We start from the raw sequence: 17,934 nt of genomic DNA, 5'->3' as shown, positions 1-17,934 counted from the left end.
GGTCATTTTTTGTCGTACTATGCATTTGGTTCGTGATCGGTCAGCGGCAGCCAAAACAACTGTTGGTGCACATCGAAAGAAAAATCGTACGTGTGCCGGCCCATTATTTCACCGTCTTCTTGACCAAATTCAGCATCCCCAAAGGTCACATCTAATTCATCAGCCACCAGATGATGGGCGTGTTTTTGATCGAGGTGATTATGAAACAGCACCATTAAGGCAAAGAGGTAAAAAAATTGGAAAATATTGGTCTGTTCCAAGATGACGAGATCTAATTTGCCATCGACCATGGAGGCAGTGGGAGCAACTGCAACACCACCGCCAAAGAAAGGATGATTGGTGGCTGTGACTAAACACGCCTGGGAAAATCGTTGGGTGCCTTGAGCGCTGTGAATTCGCACCGAAAAAGTCCGCTGTTTGAATAACGCGCCAAAAAAGTGAACAGGATACGCCAATCCACCCAAGTGAATGACGTTCAGCGCTCTTTTTACTCGCGAGTAGTTCGTCGTCGTGACGACACGGCCATCAAAACCGACACCGACATTATTGGTGAAGAACTCACTGCGCTGGTGACGGTGATCGAAGTAATGACCGATGTCCAGGAATCCAGGGTGGCGAACAGCCAGTATTTGTTTTAAAGCAACGATCGGATCTTGCGGTAATTTCACCGCCCGGGCAAAATCGTTTCCGGAACCTGAGGGCACATACGCAATCGGGAGGGGATTGAGTTTAGGATTATCCTGCAGGGCAGATTGGACACCGTTAACAGCTTGGTGTAGTGTACCGTCCCCACCGATGACTAAGATCACAGTTTGCGGGTCAGTGTGTTGTTCTGTCCGGGTGAGCGAACGCGCCCAAATAGTGGTATGGCCGGGATACTGTGACTCAAAGACAGTAAAAGAAACCCCTGAGGCTTGTAAATGGTTATGCAGGGCAGGCCAAACTTTGCCCGCGTTGCCGTTACCGGCGTGGGTATTCACCAAGATCGCGTAATGCACCGAAGTTTGCTCTTTGACAACCATTCCCGTCGGTCAACCTCTCCTAACCCGTTACCGGGCCGAAATAACAAACAAAAGACCAATCAGCTTCAATAAACGCTGATTGGTCGGCAAACGAAATTACTGAGCATTCACTAACATTGGTAGGATCATCGGATGACGCTCCGTCTTGGTAAACAAGAAATCCTGCAACGTATCGGTAATGGCATCTCGCACCATGCCCTCTGTCGGTGTATTGTCACCCTTGAAGGTGGTGCGGATTGCGCGGAATACTCGACGCTGTGCCTGCCCAATTAATTCACCGGATTCCCGCATGTAGACAAAACCGCGGGAAAGAATGTCTGGACCGGCCAAGATGTTGCCATGTTGATAATCAATCGTGGCCACCACAACCACTAGACCTTCTTCAGACAACATGCGCCGATCCTTGAGTACGACGTTACCGATGTCACCCACGCCACTGCCGTCGACATACACGTCATCAGCCGCAAAATGACCGGCAATACGCGCCGAGTCCTTGGTGAGGGCGAGCATGTCACCATTCTCCATGATGAACGAACGATCCTTAGGCACACCGCAAAGCTCAGCTAAATCCGTATGGATCTTCAGCATTCGATATTCACCGTGAATCGGCATGAAGTATTTGGGCTTCATCAACCGTAACATCAGCTTTTGCTCTTCCTGCCCACCATGGCCGGAAGTATGAATGTTGTTGACTTTCCCATGAATGACATGGGCACCGGCTTCTTCCAACAAGTTGATCGTATGGTTGACGGAAGTTGTATTCCCTGGAATCGGATTAGAAGAAAAGACGACGGTGTCATCGGGTTGAATATGAATCTGCCGATGTGTACCAGCCGCAATGCGGGATAGTGCCGCCATAGGTTCACCCTGGGAACCAGTACAAAGAATCATCACCTTGTTAGCGGGTAAGTGGTTGAGTGTATTGACATCAATTAGGACATCGTCAGGGATGTGTAAATAACCTAATTCACGGCCATTGGCAATCGCTGCTTCCATGCTCCGCCCGAAAACCGCAATTTTACGGCCATTAGCCATGGCAGTTTCGCTGGCCTGAGCAATTCGCGAAATATTTGACGCGAACGTCGCGAAAATAATCCGACCTTCGATTTTTTCGAAGATATGACGAATGGAATTCCCAACAAACCGTTCGGATTTTGTAAATGTTGGAATTTCGGCATTCGTCGAATCGGACATTAATAACAGCACACCATCTGCGCCAAGTTGCGCCATGCGCTGCAAATTAGGTGCGGGTTGGTCGCCCACCGGCGTCAAATCAAACTTATAGTCCCCAGTCTGCACAATGATACCCTGAGGTGTATGCACTGCAATACCCAAAGTATCTGGAATGGAGTGGGTCGTCCGGAAGAACGTCACACTTAATTTACGAAAGCGGAGTTCTGAATCTTCGTTTAGTTCATGCAACTCTGTCGTCCGTAATTGGTTATGTTCTTCCAATTTGCTCTTGATTAAGGCCAAGGCCAAGGGGCCCGCATAGATGGGAATTTCCGGCAACTGTTGCAACAGGAACGGAATTCCGCCGATGTGATCTTCGTGACCGTGAGTGATCACCAGTGCCTTGATCTTTTGCCGATTATTGACCAGGTATTGGTAGTCGGAAATGACATAATCAATCCCCAATAAATCATCTTCTGGAAACTTAATACCGGCATCGATGACGATAATTTCATCTTGAAATTGAACGCCATACATGTTCTTGCCAATTTCGCCTAATCCCCCGATGGCGAAAACGGCCACTTCATTATTCTTAATGTGAATGGCCATGTATTAAAGCTCCGTCAACTTGAAGTCGGGGCTCTTTTGCTCGTATGCTAAATGGTTGCCGGTTAGTTCCTCGATGAATTCAATATTATAGGGGGTCTTTGTTTCAACGAGTTGGCGCGCGGCTACCGCATTATCGGCTTCTAAATAGAGGGTACGGGTCGTCTCCCGGCGAGGTGTCTGCACTTTGTCGGGTTGGTACAATACTTTGTAAATCATTAGGTAATCTCCTTTGAAAATGTTTGTCATTCCGAACGTGGGGTTGATTACAGAAATCAACGATTAACAAAAATTGTAGCATAAATACAGGACGGAGCAAAGTCATCGGTTCCCCTGGAGCAGCAGATTATGCTAAAGTAGTCACATAACCAGCCGCTTGGAACGGAGAAAGCAGGGGATCACGATAGTTGTGATAATGCTGATCATTGTTTTATTGGTCGTGCTCATACTGGCCTTGCTATATGCCCGGCGGGTATGGCATCGGCGGCACGCCATGAACAATATGCGGCAATATACCAGTCGCGTGACTGCGCAAGTCGTGAATGCCGCATTGGGACAGTTGCAGGATGGCACCACACAATGGCACGAGGCACACTTGCCGCTCACCCCCATTGCCCATACCCGGGATTGGGGGCAAAAGGCCATTATGGTGTATGAGTTTGCGGCCACTGGCGAGTCGCTGAATAATACAGGGAAAGCCAAAGCAGAATTGCAGGCAGCCATTGATCAGGCTGCTCACAAAATGGGAATCGTGAGTGCCGCCGTGGGGCTTAGCCCATTTGCTGTGGTAGATGTGTGGCAGCGGGCTCAAGAGAAACATTTTTCGGTCGCGTTTCAAATTAACCAATCCACCATTGAATACGTGCAGGATATTACCCGCGCGGCTGAAGAAGATGCACTGAAGGAGAAAAAATAGATGAACCGGTACGTTTGACTCTGGCCGATGAGTAAACACCGGGATAGGAGAGTTTGCTTTGCGCTTGATGTTACAGTACGTACTGCGGTACAAACGCCTATTACTAGGCAATTTTATTTGTGTTTTTGGGTTCATTATTTTGGAGCTGGGTCTGCCGACCCTCTTAGCCCAAATGATCGACAAAGGGATCAGCCGCCGCCAGGCCGGACCGATTTGGTTCTATGGGGCCATGATGGTGGTGGTGGCTCTGATTGGTTTGATCGGGTTAATTGGCTTGGCTTATTTTGCGAGCCGAATTACGACCAATGTGGTGCGAGATATGCGGGACGACATTTTTGCCCGGACGATCCGTTTTTCTAACAAGGAACATAATGCGGTCGGAACCGCATCCTTAATTACGCGAACGACTAATGATGCTTACCAGATCATGACGTTTTTACAGATGATCTTACGGACTGGTTTTATGACCCCCATGATGATGGTGGCCAGTGCATTCTTAATCGTACAAACCAGTCCCCGTTTATCCTGGATGGTTTTCATTGGGATTCCGCTGCTCTTGTTGGGGGTATGGCTGATAGCGTACCTCTCTAAGCCTTTGTCCCAGCGTCAGCAGCGCAACTTGGACGCCATTAACGGCCGGATGCGGGAGCAATTGAGCGGTATTCGGGTTATTCGGGCATTCGTTCGGGAAAAATTTGAACAATCCCGCTTTGGCGAAGTGAATGATGCCTACGCCAATAGTTCCATTAAGTTGTTCACGTTGATGGCTTTTGCTCAACCTGGATTTTCTATGGTGCTCAATGTGATTACGGGGGTCATTATCTGGCAAGGTGCAGTGGCCATTGGCCAGGGCCAGTTAGCAGTCGGCTCTTTAATTGCGTTCATTGAATACATCTTCCATGTTCTTTTTTCGTTCATTATGTTTGCGAGCGTATTTATGATGTATCCGCGGGCTGCTGTGTCTGCGCAGCGAATCGGGGAGTTATTAACTGCGAAGAATGAGATTGAGGGTCACGATGGTCGTCAGACGCAAGGGTCGTCTGCTCCTGGTTTAGAGTTTGATCATGTTGATTTTGCATATCCCGGCAGCGAAGCCCCTGTATTACGCGATATTTCTTTCAGTGCCAAACCAGGGCAGACGGTGGCCTTTATTGGCAGTACCGGCAGCGGTAAATCGACGCTGATTCAGTTGATTCCGCGCCTATTTGACGTCAATGCTGGCCACATCTGGGTGGATGGTACCGATGTGCGGGATTATCAAGTCGCTGCATTACGGGAAAAAATTGGTTTTGTTCCACAAAAGGCAGTTTTATTTACGGGCACGATCGCTGAAAACTTACGCTATGGGGCACCCGCGGCTACAGACAATGACTTATGGGAGGCTTTGCGTATTGCCCAAGCCAAAGATTTTGTTGCTGAACAAAAGGATGGTTTGGATGCCGTGCTAGCCGAAGGCGGCGCTAACCTTTCCGGTGGGCAAAAGCAGCGGTTGGCGATTGCTCGGGCGATTGTCCGGCGCCCCGACATTTATATTTTCGATGACAGCTTTTCAGCACTGGATTACCAGACTGATGCAGAACTGCGGGCCAATTTACAACAAGTGACGCAAGCGGCCATCGTGTTTATCGTAGCCCAACGGGTGTCCACCATTCGCCATGCGGACAGAATAGTGGTGTTGGACAACGGTGACCTGGTGGGGATGGGTACCCACGATGAATTGATGAAAAACAACCCGATTTATCAAGAGATTGCCCGGTCCCAACTGAGTGAGGAGGAATTAGCATGAGCCGTGGATTAATTACATTAAGACGGTTATTCCGTTATATTCGGCCCTATCGTTTGTTCTTCTTTGGCGCATTAGCGGCGACTTTGGTTTCTGTTGTCAGTAATGCGGTGTGGCCAGTTATCATGGGCCTAGCTGTGACCCGGATTGGTGAAAACGTGGCGGCCCATGCGGCGATTGATCTACCCTATGTGGGCAAAGTTGTCGTCGCCATGCTGGGCAATGCCTTGATTTACCAAATCACGCTGTTTCTATCCACCTATTGGATGACGATTGCGGTGCAGCGAGCAACCCGCGATTTACGGCGGGCCTTAAGCGACCAACTGAACCGGCTGCCGGTACGGTTTTTCGATGATCATACGCAGGGTAATTTGCTTTCTCGAGTGACCAATGATGTGGATGCCATTACCAATGCCCTGCAACAAGGGGTAATCCAAGTGGTCACCTCCATTATTGGAATCGCGTTGGCGGTCTTCATGATGTACCGCATCAATTGGCTGATGGCCACGATTATGCTGTGGATGCTGCCCGCGTCGTTTATTATTTCTCGCCTGGTGGTCCGTCGGAGTCAACCATTCTTCCAGGCCCAACAAAACGCGTTAGGGGACTTGAATGGCACAGTGCAGGAGTCATTCACTGGGTTTACAGTGATCAAGTTATTTGGTCAAGAGGAAGACGCCGAAAAGAAATTTGCCACTGCAAACCATCGCCTGGCTGCCAAGGGCTTTCGAGCGGCTTTTATTTCCGGCATGATGAGTCCTTTGGTGGGCTTTACCGCCAGCTTGAGTTACGCCGCCGCGGCAACATTGGGTGGATTGAACGTACTCAGTGGGCAAATCCCATTGGGTAATTTGCAGGCTTTTGTCCAATACATTTGGCAAGTCAATCAGCCGCTATCATCACTTACACAATTGTCGGCTGTTTTCCAATCCGCTGCCGCCGCAACAAAACGGGTATTTACTATTTTGAATGAAACCCCCGAAGATGATAGCGGGACGACGAAACTGCCCGCTGCCAAACAGGGCCGCGTCGAGTTCAAACACGTGTCTTTCCGGTATCGACCTGATGTGCCATTGATTGAAGATCTAAATTTTGTCGCTGAGCCGGGACAAACCGTGGCTATTGTTGGCCCCACCGGTGCTGGGAAAACCACGATGATCAATTTGCTTTTGCGTTTTTACGACATTGATTCTGGACAAATTCTCGTGGATGGCATCGATGTTCGCGCCATGCCCCGGCAGGAATTGCGCAACCAATTCGGGATGGTGCTGCAGGACGCTTGGCTTTACCATGGCACTGTAGCAGATAACATTCGGTTTGGCCGGTTAGACGCTGACGAATACGAGGTAGTCGAGGCAGCCAAAACGGCCAATGTGGATCACTTTATCCATACCCTGCCAGACGGGTATCAGATGATGATTTCGGAAGACGCAGATAATGTTTCCCAAGGGCAAAAGCAATTGTTGACCATTGCCCGAGCTGTGATCAAGAACCCACCGATGATGATCTTGGACGAAGCGACCAGTTCAGTCGATACTCGCTTGGAATTACTGTTGCAAAAAGCGATGGACCGGGTGATGGCCCATCGCACCAGTTTTGTGATCGCCCATCGTTTGTCGACCATTCGTAATGCAGATTTAATTCTGGTCATGCGCCATGGTCACATCATTGAACAAGGTACCCACGATTCACTCCTCGCCGCTAACGGTTTCTATGCACGATTGTATAATTCACAGTTTGCGGATGCCGATTCTTTGGCAGATAGCGAATAAGGGCAAACAAAAAGCCGCTGTAAGCGGCTTTTTGTGTATCCTCATGACACTGATTACTGAACGATGACGGCATCGGGAGCAATCGAGAAGGGATTTTTTTTATTAATATGATCATAGAACAAATGACCGTTCAAGTGGTCAATTTCGTGCTGACACACGATTGCAGGATAATCTTTCACCCGAATACTCTTCTTTTCACCAGCCACATTTTGATACTGAATGGTAATCCGGTCGTGACGGACTACATATCCAGGGATATCCTCATCAACGGACAAACAACCTTCGCCTTCTGCCAAGGCAGCGGGTTTGACCGATTCACGGACGATCACGGGATTGCATAAGACCTCTTTAAGTAATATTTTACCGTCGTCACCAGGTACGAGCACGGCGGCCATTTTGATCGACACACCAACTTGAGGAGCAGCCAGGCCAACGCCTGCCCGGAGTTGATGTTTTTTAGCAATTTCTGGGTCCTGACTATTGACCAAATATTCCATCATGTCGTCAGCTAATTTTTTGTCTTCTGCACTGAGAGGGAAGGCGACTGGTTGAGCGACCGCGCGCAGCACCGGATCGCCATCCCGGACGATGTCTTTCATCAATATCACTAATTTAACCTCCATACTTAGAATCAAAGAATATGGTACCACAAACTGTGTCTTTCTGTGTCGGTTGACAGGCATCTGTGCCTTCCGTATACTTAAAGAGCTAGATCAATTGGATCGCCGTACCCTGTTAGGTGAGGCTCCTGTATGGACAAATGCTACTGCTCAGAAACATCGAGAGATGCCAACGAGTCAACTGGAACTGCTGATGAAGGCTTTTCCTAATGCAGCTGAAAGATCAATTTCTACGTCATACAGTGCTAAAGCTCAACGTCGGGACATCTCATTTTTGGTGTGCTCGAACGGGAGCACACCTTTTTTCGTGGATCAATTTGGCTGCCAAATAAACAGTCAACGACACGGCCCAATTAAATTAATCGATGAAAGGATGGTGACCAAAATGAAACATGAATCCTTACCTTCCCCTGCTGACCCGGATGATAGACCGCGCAGGAGAAGCTTCATTTTTGCCGCCATCCCGTGGCAGCCGCTAAGGTAAATGGATGACGGCCAAACTTCCTTGCGCAATAAGAGAGGAGTTTGACATTGTTTATTAAAAAAAACCAAACCACCCTTGCTGCTGCCAAGCAAGCAGAATTAAAGCAATTCAGTTTAGAAAGTCACGAGCAAATTTTCAGCCAACTCCAAAGCCGGATCAGCGGTTTAGATGAGGCTGAAGTACAAAAGCGGCAGATCCAATACGGCAAGAATACGGTTCGCTCACAAAATACGTTACCAGCCTATCGGATGCTGCTCGGCGCATTTAACGACCCATTTGTATACGTCCTGCTATTTTTAATGATTGTGTCCGCCTTGACTAACGATCGGGACGGGGCAATTGTCATGGCCATTATGATCTTGTTGTCGGTGAGCATTCGGTTTACCCAAGAATACCGTTCGCAAAAGGCTAGTGCCGCTTTGACAAAATTGATTCAAAATACGACGGCAGTAACTCGGGATGGATTAACCCGGGAAATTTCCATGGACGAAGTGGTCCCGGGCGACGTGGTCAATTTGACCACTGGCGACATGATTCCTGCAGACGCTATCTTGCTTAAAACCAAAGACTTATTCGTTAATCAGTCTTCACTGACCGGTGAGGCCATGCCGGTGGAGAAAAAAGCAGAGTTTGATGTAGATCGCTTAAGTGACGAGGCCACTGCCTTTGATTATCCTAATTTAGTCTATATGGGTACCGATGTCTTATCTGGTTCTGGATTGGCCGTTATTGTAAAGACTGGTCCGGCTACTTTCTTTGGTGATATCGCGGAAAGTGCCAGTGAGCATCATGGTCCCAGCAACTTTGATACTGGTATGCGGCAAATCAGCCGGTTCCTCATCGCCATGATGATGATTCTCGTACCGATTGTCTTTTTGATTAACGGGTTGACTAAGCATGACTGGTCCCAGGCATTCTTCTTTGCGATTGCTGTAGCGGTCGGGCTCACACCAGAAATGCTGCCCATGATTGTGAATAGCAATCTGGCTAAGGGCGCCCTGGCCATGGGCAAGAAGAAAGTGATCGTGAAGAGTCTCCATGCCATCCAAAATCTTGGCGCGATCGACACGCTTTTTACCGATAAAACCGGGACGATTACCGAGGATCGAGTTGTCGTCATGCAGTATGTCGATGCACTGGGTGAAAAAGATGACTCTGTTTTACGGTTGGCGTACATGAATTCCAATTATCAGACTGGTTGGCGCAATTTAATGGACCAGGCGGTTATTGATTACATGCAAAAACATCACACGGAACAGGCTGAAATACCAGATGATCTCAATAAGATCGATGAAATTCCGTTCGATTTTGATCGCCGCCGCTTAACTGTGGTGGTCGAAAATGATAAGCATCAGTGGATGATTACTAAAGGTGCTTTCGAAGAAATGATTCAAGTCTCCGATTATGTCCTGATCAATGGTCAGGTGACGCCAATGACTGGGGCGCTGCACGACCGCTTGATTGCCACGAATGATCACCTCAATGAAGAAGGCATGCGGGTCATCGCCGTGGCATATCGCATGGATGTCCATGAACAAAGTATTTATTCTGTGGCCGACGAACATGACATGATTATTGCTGGATTTGTGGGTTTCCTTGATCCGGCAAAACCAGATGCCAAGGAAGCCATCCAGTTGCTGAATGATCATGGTGTGCACGTCAAAATTTTAACTGGAGACAATGCCGTGATTACCCAAACCGTCGCTCGTCAAGTGGGTATTACTAATCCGGCAGTTCTGCAAGGAAACGATGTGGATGACTTGGCTGATTCTGACCTGGCCAAAGCCGTGGGAACCCATGATTTATTTGTAAAGCTGAATCCAGTACAAAAAGCGCGCATCATCAACGTAATGAAAGGCCATGGCCACACGGTTGGCTTCATGGGTGATGGCATCAATGACGCCCCCGCTTTACGACAGGCTGATGTCGGAATATCCGTGGATACTGCGGCGGATATTACGAAGGAAGTCAGCGGTATTATTCTTCTAGAAAAAAGCCTGTTGGTTTTAGAAGATGGCATTTTAGAAGGCAGGCGGGTTTACGCCAACGCCATGAAATATATCAAGATGACGGTGTCGTCTAATTTTGGGAATGCCTTATCTGTCCTGATTGCTAGCATTTTCTTGCCGTTTTTACCGATGCTCTCGATCCAACTACTGGTACAAAACTTGATTTACGACACCGCCCAAATGGCGATCCCATGGGATAACGTCGATGATGAGACATTGGCTAATCCCACGCCTTGGCGGGCGGAAGGGCTATTTCGGTATACGGTATTGTTTGGCCCCCTCTCATCGATTTTCGATGTCCTGACCTTTGCGTTCTTGTGGTTCGGCCTTGGCGTGGGTGCCCATGCCGCCAGCATCCCCTGGCAGCACCTGTTCCAAGCAGGGTGGTTCATCGAAGGACTGTTTACCCAGGCTTTGATCGTTCATGTGTTCCGGACACGCCATGTGCCCAGTTTGCGAACGCCAGCCAGTGGCGTTGTCCTGTTGTCCACGGCAGCCGCTCTATTAGTCGGCTTGTTGCTGGTCGTTTCGCCATTACGTACAGCCTTTGACTTTGGTCATTTACCATGGCTTTACTGGCCTGTGGTCGCCGTGATTATTTTGGCCTACTTATTGACTGTGGAAATCGCCAAGTCGATCTATGTACGGCGAACAGGTGAATGGTTGTAGCCAAATTCTGTGAATAATGGTTCGCACCATTGGCAGTTGATGGTTCGTCCGCTACAATGTAAGTAACAAATCTGAACACGAAGGAGTCCGTCATTGTGTCAAAAGTGACGCCAAATTATTCCTACCCGCTTCGCTCTGAATGGCGAACGGACGAAATTATTACCGTGATGGCATTTTATAATGCTGTCGAAGCGGTTTATGAAAAGGGGTTCCCCCGCAAAGAACTGTTGGCCGCATATCAAGCGTTTAAAGAAGTCGTTCCCGACAAAATGACCGAGAAGCAATTGGATGCCGAATTCAATGAGTCTTCTGGTTACTCGCTCTATCGGGCGATGCAGGCTGCCCGTATGGGAGAGCAGCCCATGGTTCATCTCAAGGGAGGCGAGCCAGATGAATAAGCCTGAGACAGCACTGCTGGCTTTGCGCATGCGAGCTTGGGTCAGTACCGCCGGGGCGCATATTCGCCATCATATTCATGATCCTTTACAGGTCAAAACCAAGTCTAGTCGAGTGGACTTAGTGACGAACTTGGATAAGCAAACTGAGAAATCCTTAATTTCTGCAATTCGTTCCGAATATCCCCAAGCGCAAATTATGGGCGAAGAGGGCAGTGGTGATCATGTCACCGATCTGTCTGGATTGGTTTTCTTTGTGGACCCGATTGATGGCACCATGAACTTCGTCAAACAAAAATCTAATTTTGCAGTGATGATCGGGGCTTATGAAAATGGGCATCCTTTGGTCGGTGTTATCTTGAATGTGATGCGCCAAGAACTATATTGGGGCGGACCGCAGTTGGGTGTTTTCAGAAACGAAACTCCGATTGACCATGTATCACCGTTGGCTCTGCCAGATGGTCTGATCGGTATGAACGCGGGCATGTTTGCCTATGATCGGTACCATACGCATCAGTTGTTCAAGTCCTGTTCGGGTGTCCGCATGATTGGCAGCGCCGGCATTGAATATATCCAATTGCTTGAGGGCCGGCAAATTGCCTACATGAGTCACTTAGCACCATGGGATGTCGCCGCTGGACGGGTGATGGCCGAGACTTTAGGAATGCAGTTATCGCGCCTTGACGGTCACCCGCTGGATATGGTAACATCAGGCGATGTATTAATTGCGACAGCATCAACGGATGCTGCAATCCGAACGATTGCGTTAGCAGCAACACCATCGTAAGATTATTCTTGTTTCCATGGGAGACTGGTACCTCAAGGGCCAGTCTCTTGTCATATGAGCACAATTATACCGCTTACAATGCTGTATTTGTTTCAGAAAGGGAGAAATAAAATTTGAAAACTCGTGAAGATATCCGGAATATTGCGATCATAGCCCACGTTGACCACGGCAAAACGACGTTGGTTAACGAACTCTTGAAGCAGTCCGATACATTGGATGAGCATATGCACTTGGAGGACCGGGCACTTGACTCCAACGCAATTGAACGGGAGCGGGGTATCACGATCCTTTCCAAGAATACGGCTGTCCAATACGGCAAGACCAAAATCAATATCTTGGATACCCCAGGGCACGCAGACTTCGGTGGCGAAGTCGAACGGATCATGAAGATGGTCGACGGGGTGCTTTTAGTTGTCGATGCCTATGAAGGCACGATGCCCCAGACGCGATTTGTATTGAAAAAAGCTTTGGAACAACATTTGACCCCCATCGTGGTCATCAACAAAATCGACCGTCCAGGCGCTCGGCCCGAAGAAGTGGTCGATGAAGTATTGGAACTCTTCATTGAATTAGGGGCCGACGATGAACAATTGGAATTCCCGGTTGTTTATACGTCTGCGGTCAATGGAACATCCAGTCTCGATTCTGATCCTGAAACACAGGAACACACGATGAAGTATCTATTTGATACCATTGTGAAGACTATTCCGGCACCCATCGACAATAGTGATGAACCTTTGCAGTTCCAAGTCGCCATGTTGGATTACAACGACTATGTGGGCCGTATTGGGATTGGCCGGATTTTCCGCGGTGCGATTCACTTAGGAGACAACGTTTCGGTACTGAAACTTGATGGATCGAAGAAGAATTTCCGAGTCACAAAGATCTTTGGCTTCTTTGGTTTGAAACGGGTGGAAGTCGATTCCGCTAAGGCCGGGGACTTGATCGCTGTTTCTGGGATGGAAGACATCTTCGTGGGTGAAACTGTCACACCGGTTGATCATCCAGATGCCTTGCCAATTCTCCGGATTGATGAACCTACTTTGCAAATGACTTTCTTAGCGAATGATTCACCGTTTGCCGGTCAGGAGGGTACCGAGGTCACTTCTCGTAAGCTGGAAGAACGTCTGAAGAGTCAGTTGCATACAGATGTATCCCTCCGGGTTGAAGATACCGATACGCCTAGTGCCTGGGTCGTTTCTGGCCGTGGTGAATTACACTTATCTATTCTTGTGGAAGAAATGCGGCGGGAAGGTTTTGAGTTGCAACTTTCTCGACCAGAAGTCATTTACAAGGAAATCGGCGGTGAAACCTGCGAACCATTTGAATCTGTTCAAATTGACACTCCTAATCAATATGTGGGCAGTGTCATCGATTCAATGTCCCAGCGTAAGGGCGAAATGAAGAATATGGAAACGACCGAAAATGGCCAAACTCGGTTAACCTTCTTGGCACCGGCGCGGGGTTTAATTGGTTATTCCACAGAATTCATGTCTCAAACCGGTGGTTACGGCATCATGAACCATACTTTTGAGAAATACATGCCAGTTATCAAGAACTGGACACCTGGTCGGCGGACTGGCGCATTGGTATCCATTAATCAAGGCACAGCAACCACTTACAGCCTCCAAGGGGTTGAAGATCGGGGCACATTGTTCGTTGATGCCGGGACACAAGTGTATGAGGGCATGATTGTCGGTGAATCCAGCCGAGAGCAAGATATTGGTGTCAATGTTACCAAGGGTAAGAACTTAACTAACACTCGGGCAGCAGGGAAGGATCACGCGGCAGCGATCCGGACACCGAAGTCATTATCACTGGAAGAATCCATCGAATTCCTGAATGAAGACGAATATTGTGAAGTCACACCAACAAATATTCGGTTACGTAAGAAAATCTTGAATACGTCCATGCGGCAAAAAGCGGCTAAGCGGGCTAAAACTGCAGCGAAAGACGCATAATATAATCACTGATAGGGCACCGGTTCTCATCTGAGAGCTGGTGCTTTTTTCGTTTCGAGGATGTACCGGCCGAATTTGCGGACGTGGTATAATGGGGCTATTCTAAAATTTCACGAAAAGGTGTGTTGGATGCGGACTCGATTGAAACACATTGATTATTTGATTTTGATTCCGTACCTATTACTCATTGGGGTCGGAATTGTGATGGTTTACTCGGCAAGTTCTGATAACCTGACCGTTCAGGGTCTTCCAGCCACGATGTATTTAAAACGGCAGGCAATTTTTGCCGTGATCGGTATTTTTTTGGCTGCTTTTAGTTTTTTTATCGCTTTACGCGTGGTGGAAGACGGGCGGCTGACCCGACTGGCCGTATTGGTGACTTTGCTATTGCTGGCTATATTGGTCGTCATGCGCTATTTGCGGCCAAGTATGGCGATCAACGGGTCAGTGGCTTGGTTTAAAGTTGGTCCAGTGAATGTCCAACCCGTCGAGATCGCTAAATTGGTGTTGATTCTTTATCTCGCGCGTATTTTGTCCCGCCGGGAAGAAAAACTCACTGAATTACGCACGGCGCTGCACCAATTGACAGCGCCCATGATTGTCGCGGGGTTAATGGCAGTCCTTGTTTTATGGGAACCGGATGTGGGCGGGACCGCGATCTTGCTCACATTGACGATTATCATGTTGGCGGCTTCTGGTATTCGCTGGTATTACAGCACCAGCTTTGTGGGATTTGTACTGCTTTGTATCGTGGGAATGTTATCCTTCTTACGAACCGCCCATTTGCCCTGGATTGAAGATAGCTATCAGTTCAAACGTTTGTTGGCCTTTTTTACGCCGTTTAAATTAGAAAATTCTGGTGGGCGGCAATTGGTTAACTCGTACTATGCAATCAGTAATGGCGGCTTTTTCGGAGTTGGCCTAGGCAATAGTATTCAGAAAAAGGGTTACTTACCTGAGCCGTATACTGATTTCATCATGTCTATTACCACGGAAGAGTTAGGCATCATCGGGGCAATCATTATTTTGAGTATTTTGACCTTTCTCATTTGCCGAATTATTTTGGTCGGTGTTCGTTCTCGTTCCGCTTATCGGTCACTTTTGTGTTATGGCATCGGCGCCTGGCTTTTCATCCAGACAGTTTTTAATATTGGCGGCATGTTAGGTATTTTGCCACTCACCGGGGTGACACTGCCTTTCATTAGTTACGGCGGCTCTTCCACGATGATGTTGTCCATTGGCGTAGGGCTGGTCATGAATGTGAGCAGTATGGAACAAATTGAAAAAGAAAGGGCGTGGGCGAGTGCAACCGCGTGACACGAATATTCCCAATCCGCGGACGGGGATCATTGTATGGCTTTATTCTGCTAAGCAGGCCCGTAAGCTTCGCCGTTATGGCCTCATTTATTACGTTTCAGAACGAATGAAATATGTGGTCATGTATGTCGATTCCACTGCAGCAGCCAATACGATTCAACAAATGGAAAAGCAACGTTTTGTCCGGGCTGTGGATGTATCGCCCCATGGGACGATTGCGACGGAATATGAGCATCGGTTGATTGGCGAAAGGGATGACGATCTTTAATGCGCATTATTTCTGGTGAATTTGGCGGCCGTCACTTGCTGGCTGTGCCAGGGAATAAAACACGGCCAACCACGGATAAAATCAAAGAGAATTTATTTAATATTATTGGCCCTTACTTTTCTGGTGGTCGGGTCCTTGATTTATTCGCGGGTACTGGCGGCTTAGGCATTGAGGCCGTCTCCCGGGGAATGGACCAAGCTGTACTAGTAGATCGGCAAGGGGCTGCCATTAAAGTGATCACGCGCAATGTGGCAGTGACCAAGGCGCCTAGCCGTTTCACGATTGTGCACAGCACGGCGGCGGCGTATTTGAAACGGGCGGCGGGACACATGCAATTTGATTTGGTCTTTTTAGATCCCCCATATGCCAAACAGCAAATTGTGGACACCATTAAACAATTGGCGCAAGCAAAGATGCTCGCACCGGGTGCCCAAATCATCGCTGAAACAGATACACAAGTGACTTACCCCGTGGTGCCGCAATTTTCACTGACCCGGCAAGTGGCTTATGGCATTACAGAACTCGCCATTTTTCAGTATGAAGGAGAATAATTAATGAAACGAATTGCACTTTTTCCGGGGAGTTTTGACCCTTTTACCAATGGTCATCTGCAAACTGTTCAACGCGCCAGCCGCTTATTTGATGAAATTGTGATTGCGGTGATGACCAATGTGAGTAAACACGCTTTGTTTACACCAGACGAAAAGGAACAGTTGGTGACGGAAGCAATTGCGCATTTGCCTAATGTCCGGGTGATGAGTGCACCCAATCAGCTGACCGTGCAAGTCGCCGAAAGTGTGGGGGCGCATTTTTTACTGCGCGGTTTACGCAATGAAGCTGATTTTACATATGAAGCAGGCATTGCCCAAATCAATCGTACCCAAGATGCAGATATTGAAACGGTATTCCTTTATGCGGATTCAGATACTGCTTTTGTTTCTTCTTCGATGATTAAAGAAGTCGCACATTTCGGTGGTGATGTTTCCACACTGGTGCCCGCCAATGTCGCTGCTGCCCTGCATCAAAAGTTTGCTGTCCAAGGACGTGATGAGAATGGCCGATAAACAAACACCCCAAAAACGCGGTTTGCGCTGGTGGCACGTTGTTGCCGGTCTACTGGTATTGTTGGCCTTGGCGGCGGCGTATGTCCCATTACCCAACTGGTTTATTGAAATGCCGGGAACTGCAGAGCCACTTGCCCAATTTGTAAAGGTTGATGGAAAACGGGACACCGCGAAGGGTAGTTTTAACCTGACCACCGTGGGTATCCAATCTGCGACGGCGTTAACACTGGTGACTAGCCATTTTAAGCCTTACGAAGAAATAATCTCTCGCAACGACCTAATGGGTACGGAGGACAACAGCACCTACCAAAAAGTTCAGAACTATTATATGACGAGTGCCATCAATAACGCTTTAACCGTCTCTTTCAAAGCGGCAAAAAAGCCGTATCACACCGATTATCTCGGGATTTATGTCCTCGATGTAGAGAAAAAGTCGCCCTTTTACGGTAAATTACAGGTAGGGGACACAATCACGAAGATTGACGGGCATCATTTTGATGCCAGTACGGGCTATATCAATTACCTGCGTAACCATAAGGTGGGGGATACGGTGACTATCACGTATGCCAATGATCAAACGACGAAAACGGCCAGCGGCAAGCTTTATCAACTCGCACAAACCAAGAAGCCAGGGATTGGCATTACGCTAACAGATCGGACCAAAACAACCACCGGGATTCCGGTCACTGCTAATGCTGGCGATATTGGCGGGCCCTCTGCCGGATTGATGTTCTCTTTGCAGATTTATGATCAATTAACCGGCAACCAACTCCGTAAGGGCCGCAAGATTGCGGGTACTGGTGAAATTGCCGCGGATGGTACAGTTGGTCAAATTGGCGGACCAGAGAAGAAAGTGTATATCGCAGCCAAATCAGGCGCGACTATTTTCTTCGCGCCGCACATGAAGATCACTAAAGCCATTAAAAAAGCCGCGCCGGGCCTAGAAGATAATTATGCGGTTGCGAAACGTGCGGCCAAAGCGTCCCACCTAAAGATCACCGTCGTCCCTGTAGAAAAATTCAGTGATGCCGTTAAATATTTAGAAACACACTAAAACAACCGACACCTTTTGCGCCTTTTCTCGTATC

16 protein-coding genes and 1 riboswitch are annotated in these 17,934 nt (G+C 48.2%); of the genes, 12 read left to right on the top strand and 4 right to left on the bottom strand.

What is annotated here, in order from left to right; genetic code table 11:
- Positions 1 to 17: 17 nt before the first annotated feature.
- From FD09_RS03010 to FD09_RS03000, 3 genes are all read right to left on the bottom strand, one after another.
- The gene (locus FD09_RS03010; RefSeq protein ID WP_057818176.1) at positions 18 to 1,022 is read right to left on the bottom strand and encodes a diacylglycerol/lipid kinase family protein; all 1,005 of its coding nucleotides are present in this window, start codon (positions 1,020 to 1,022) and stop codon (positions 18 to 20) included.
- Positions 1,023 to 1,118: 96 nt separating this feature from the next.
- Positions 1,119 to 2,804, bottom strand: a complete 1,686-nt coding sequence (rnjA, locus tag FD09_RS03005) for a ribonuclease J1 (protein ID WP_057818174.1) — start codon at positions 2,802 to 2,804, stop codon at positions 1,119 to 1,121.
- A gap of 3 nt (positions 2,805 to 2,807) precedes the next feature.
- Positions 2,808 to 3,020: a DNA-directed RNA polymerase subunit epsilon gene (locus FD09_RS03000; RefSeq protein WP_057818172.1), complete on the bottom strand. Its 213-nt coding sequence runs from the start codon at positions 3,018 to 3,020 to the stop codon at positions 2,808 to 2,810.
- Positions 3,021 to 3,216: 196 nt separating this feature from the next.
- Here FD09_RS03000 and FD09_RS02995 point away from each other — a divergent pair, with 196 nt between their 5' ends.
- From FD09_RS02995 to FD09_RS02985, 3 genes are read left to right on the top strand one after another with little or no spacing between them, the layout of a single operon-like run.
- Positions 3,217 to 3,717 (top strand): hypothetical protein, encoded by a 501-nt coding sequence (locus tag FD09_RS02995; RefSeq protein ID WP_057818170.1) that lies wholly within the window; start codon positions 3,217 to 3,219, stop codon positions 3,715 to 3,717.
- Between the two features lie 58 nt (positions 3,718 to 3,775).
- Positions 3,776 to 5,503, top strand: coding sequence for an ABC transporter ATP-binding protein (locus FD09_RS02990; RefSeq protein ID WP_057818168.1), 1,728 nt, complete (start codon positions 3,776 to 3,778; stop codon positions 5,501 to 5,503).
- Positions 5,500 to 7,272 (top strand): ABC transporter ATP-binding protein, encoded by a 1,773-nt coding sequence (locus tag FD09_RS02985; protein ID WP_057818166.1) that lies wholly within the window; start codon positions 5,500 to 5,502, stop codon positions 7,270 to 7,272. Before FD09_RS02990 ends, FD09_RS02985 begins: the two co-directional genes overlap by 4 nt.
- 53 nt (positions 7,273 to 7,325) lie before the next feature.
- Here the strand turns inward: FD09_RS02985 and def are convergent, their stop codons facing one another.
- Entirely contained in the window at positions 7,326 to 7,880 is a 555-nt protein-coding gene (gene def, locus FD09_RS02980) for a peptide deformylase (protein WP_057818164.1), read from the bottom strand.
- A gap of 116 nt (positions 7,881 to 7,996) precedes the next feature.
- A riboswitch (M-box (ykoK) riboswitch) is annotated at positions 7,997 to 8,162 on the top strand.
- Between the two features lie 261 nt (positions 8,163 to 8,423).
- Here def and mgtA point away from each other — a divergent pair.
- The 9 genes from mgtA to FD09_RS02935 all read left to right on the top strand — a co-directional run bounded on the left by mgtA (position 8,424) and on the right by FD09_RS02935 (position 17,900).
- A complete protein-coding gene (gene mgtA / locus FD09_RS02975; RefSeq protein WP_057818163.1) occupies positions 8,424 to 11,054 on the top strand; it encodes a magnesium-translocating P-type ATPase in 2,631 nt (876 codons plus the stop codon).
- Between the two features lie 95 nt (positions 11,055 to 11,149).
- A complete protein-coding gene (locus FD09_RS02970; protein ID WP_415649235.1) occupies positions 11,150 to 11,452 on the top strand; it encodes a UPF0223 family protein in 303 nt (100 codons plus the stop codon).
- The gene (locus FD09_RS02965) at positions 11,445 to 12,236 is read left to right on the top strand and encodes an inositol monophosphatase family protein (protein WP_057818161.1); all 792 of its coding nucleotides are present in this window, start codon (positions 11,445 to 11,447) and stop codon (positions 12,234 to 12,236) included. Before FD09_RS02970 ends, FD09_RS02965 begins: the two co-directional genes overlap by 8 nt.
- A 113-nt stretch (positions 12,237 to 12,349) precedes the next feature.
- Positions 12,350 to 14,197, top strand: a complete 1,848-nt coding sequence (gene typA / locus FD09_RS02960) for a translational GTPase TypA (protein ID WP_057818159.1) — start codon at positions 12,350 to 12,352, stop codon at positions 14,195 to 14,197.
- 129 nt (positions 14,198 to 14,326) lie between these two features.
- Positions 14,327 to 15,514, top strand: a complete 1,188-nt coding sequence (locus FD09_RS02955; RefSeq protein ID WP_057818157.1) for an FtsW/RodA/SpoVE family cell cycle protein — start codon at positions 14,327 to 14,329, stop codon at positions 15,512 to 15,514.
- Positions 15,501 to 15,782, top strand: a complete 282-nt coding sequence (locus FD09_RS02950) for a YlbG family protein (RefSeq protein WP_201782853.1) — start codon at positions 15,501 to 15,503, stop codon at positions 15,780 to 15,782. Before FD09_RS02955 ends, FD09_RS02950 begins: the two co-directional genes overlap by 14 nt.
- Positions 15,782 to 16,333: a 16S rRNA (guanine(966)-N(2))-methyltransferase RsmD gene (rsmD, locus tag FD09_RS02945; protein ID WP_057818154.1), complete on the top strand. Its 552-nt coding sequence runs from the start codon at positions 15,782 to 15,784 to the stop codon at positions 16,331 to 16,333. The genes FD09_RS02950 and rsmD overlap by 1 nt, the downstream gene beginning before the upstream one ends.
- Before the next feature lie 3 nt (positions 16,334 to 16,336).
- Positions 16,337 to 16,846: a pantetheine-phosphate adenylyltransferase gene (coaD, locus tag FD09_RS02940; protein ID WP_057818152.1), complete on the top strand. Its 510-nt coding sequence runs from the start codon at positions 16,337 to 16,339 to the stop codon at positions 16,844 to 16,846.
- Positions 16,836 to 17,900, top strand: coding sequence for a SepM family pheromone-processing serine protease (locus FD09_RS02935; protein ID WP_057818150.1), 1,065 nt, complete (start codon positions 16,836 to 16,838; stop codon positions 17,898 to 17,900). The genes coaD and FD09_RS02935 overlap by 11 nt, the downstream gene beginning before the upstream one ends.
- Positions 17,901 to 17,934: the final 34 nt, after the last annotated feature.

It is taken from the genome of Schleiferilactobacillus perolens DSM 12744 (assembly GCF_001435585.1).
Lineage (GTDB): Bacteria > Bacillota > Bacilli > Lactobacillales > Lactobacillaceae > Schleiferilactobacillus > Schleiferilactobacillus perolens.
Note: the sequence above shows the minus strand (reverse complement) of the source record. Positions and strands in the feature narration are given on the sequence as shown.

What these genes read in the sequence shown, in the direction of transcription:
- FD09_RS02995 (WP_057818170.1), top strand. Translation starts at nt 3,217, where the DNA reads ATGCTGATCATTGTTTTATTGGTCGTGCTCATACTGGCCTTGCTATAT.
- FD09_RS02955 (WP_057818157.1), top strand. Translation starts at nt 14,327, where the DNA reads ATGCGGACTCGATTGAAACACATTGATTATTTGATTTTGATTCCGTAC.
- FD09_RS02965 (WP_057818161.1), top strand. Translation starts at nt 11,445, where the DNA reads ATGAATAAGCCTGAGACAGCACTGCTGGCTTTGCGCATGCGAGCTTGG.
- FD09_RS02985 (WP_057818166.1), top strand. Translation starts at nt 5,500, where the DNA reads ATGAGCCGTGGATTAATTACATTAAGACGGTTATTCCGTTATATTCGG.
- rsmD (WP_057818154.1), top strand. Translation starts at nt 15,782, where the DNA reads ATGCGCATTATTTCTGGTGAATTTGGCGGCCGTCACTTGCTGGCTGTG.
- FD09_RS03010 (WP_057818176.1), bottom strand. Translation starts at nt 1,022, where the DNA reads ATGGTTGTCAAAGAGCAAACTTCGGTGCATTACGCGATCTTGGTGAAT.
- FD09_RS03000 (WP_057818172.1), bottom strand. Translation starts at nt 3,020, where the DNA reads ATGATTTACAAAGTATTGTACCAACCCGACAAAGTGCAGACACCTCGC.
- FD09_RS02935 (WP_057818150.1), top strand. Translation starts at nt 16,836, where the DNA reads ATGGCCGATAAACAAACACCCCAAAAACGCGGTTTGCGCTGGTGGCAC.
- coaD (WP_057818152.1), top strand. Translation starts at nt 16,337, where the DNA reads ATGAAACGAATTGCACTTTTTCCGGGGAGTTTTGACCCTTTTACCAAT.
- rnjA (WP_057818174.1), bottom strand. Translation starts at nt 2,804, where the DNA reads ATGGCCATTCACATTAAGAATAATGAAGTGGCCGTTTTCGCCATCGGG.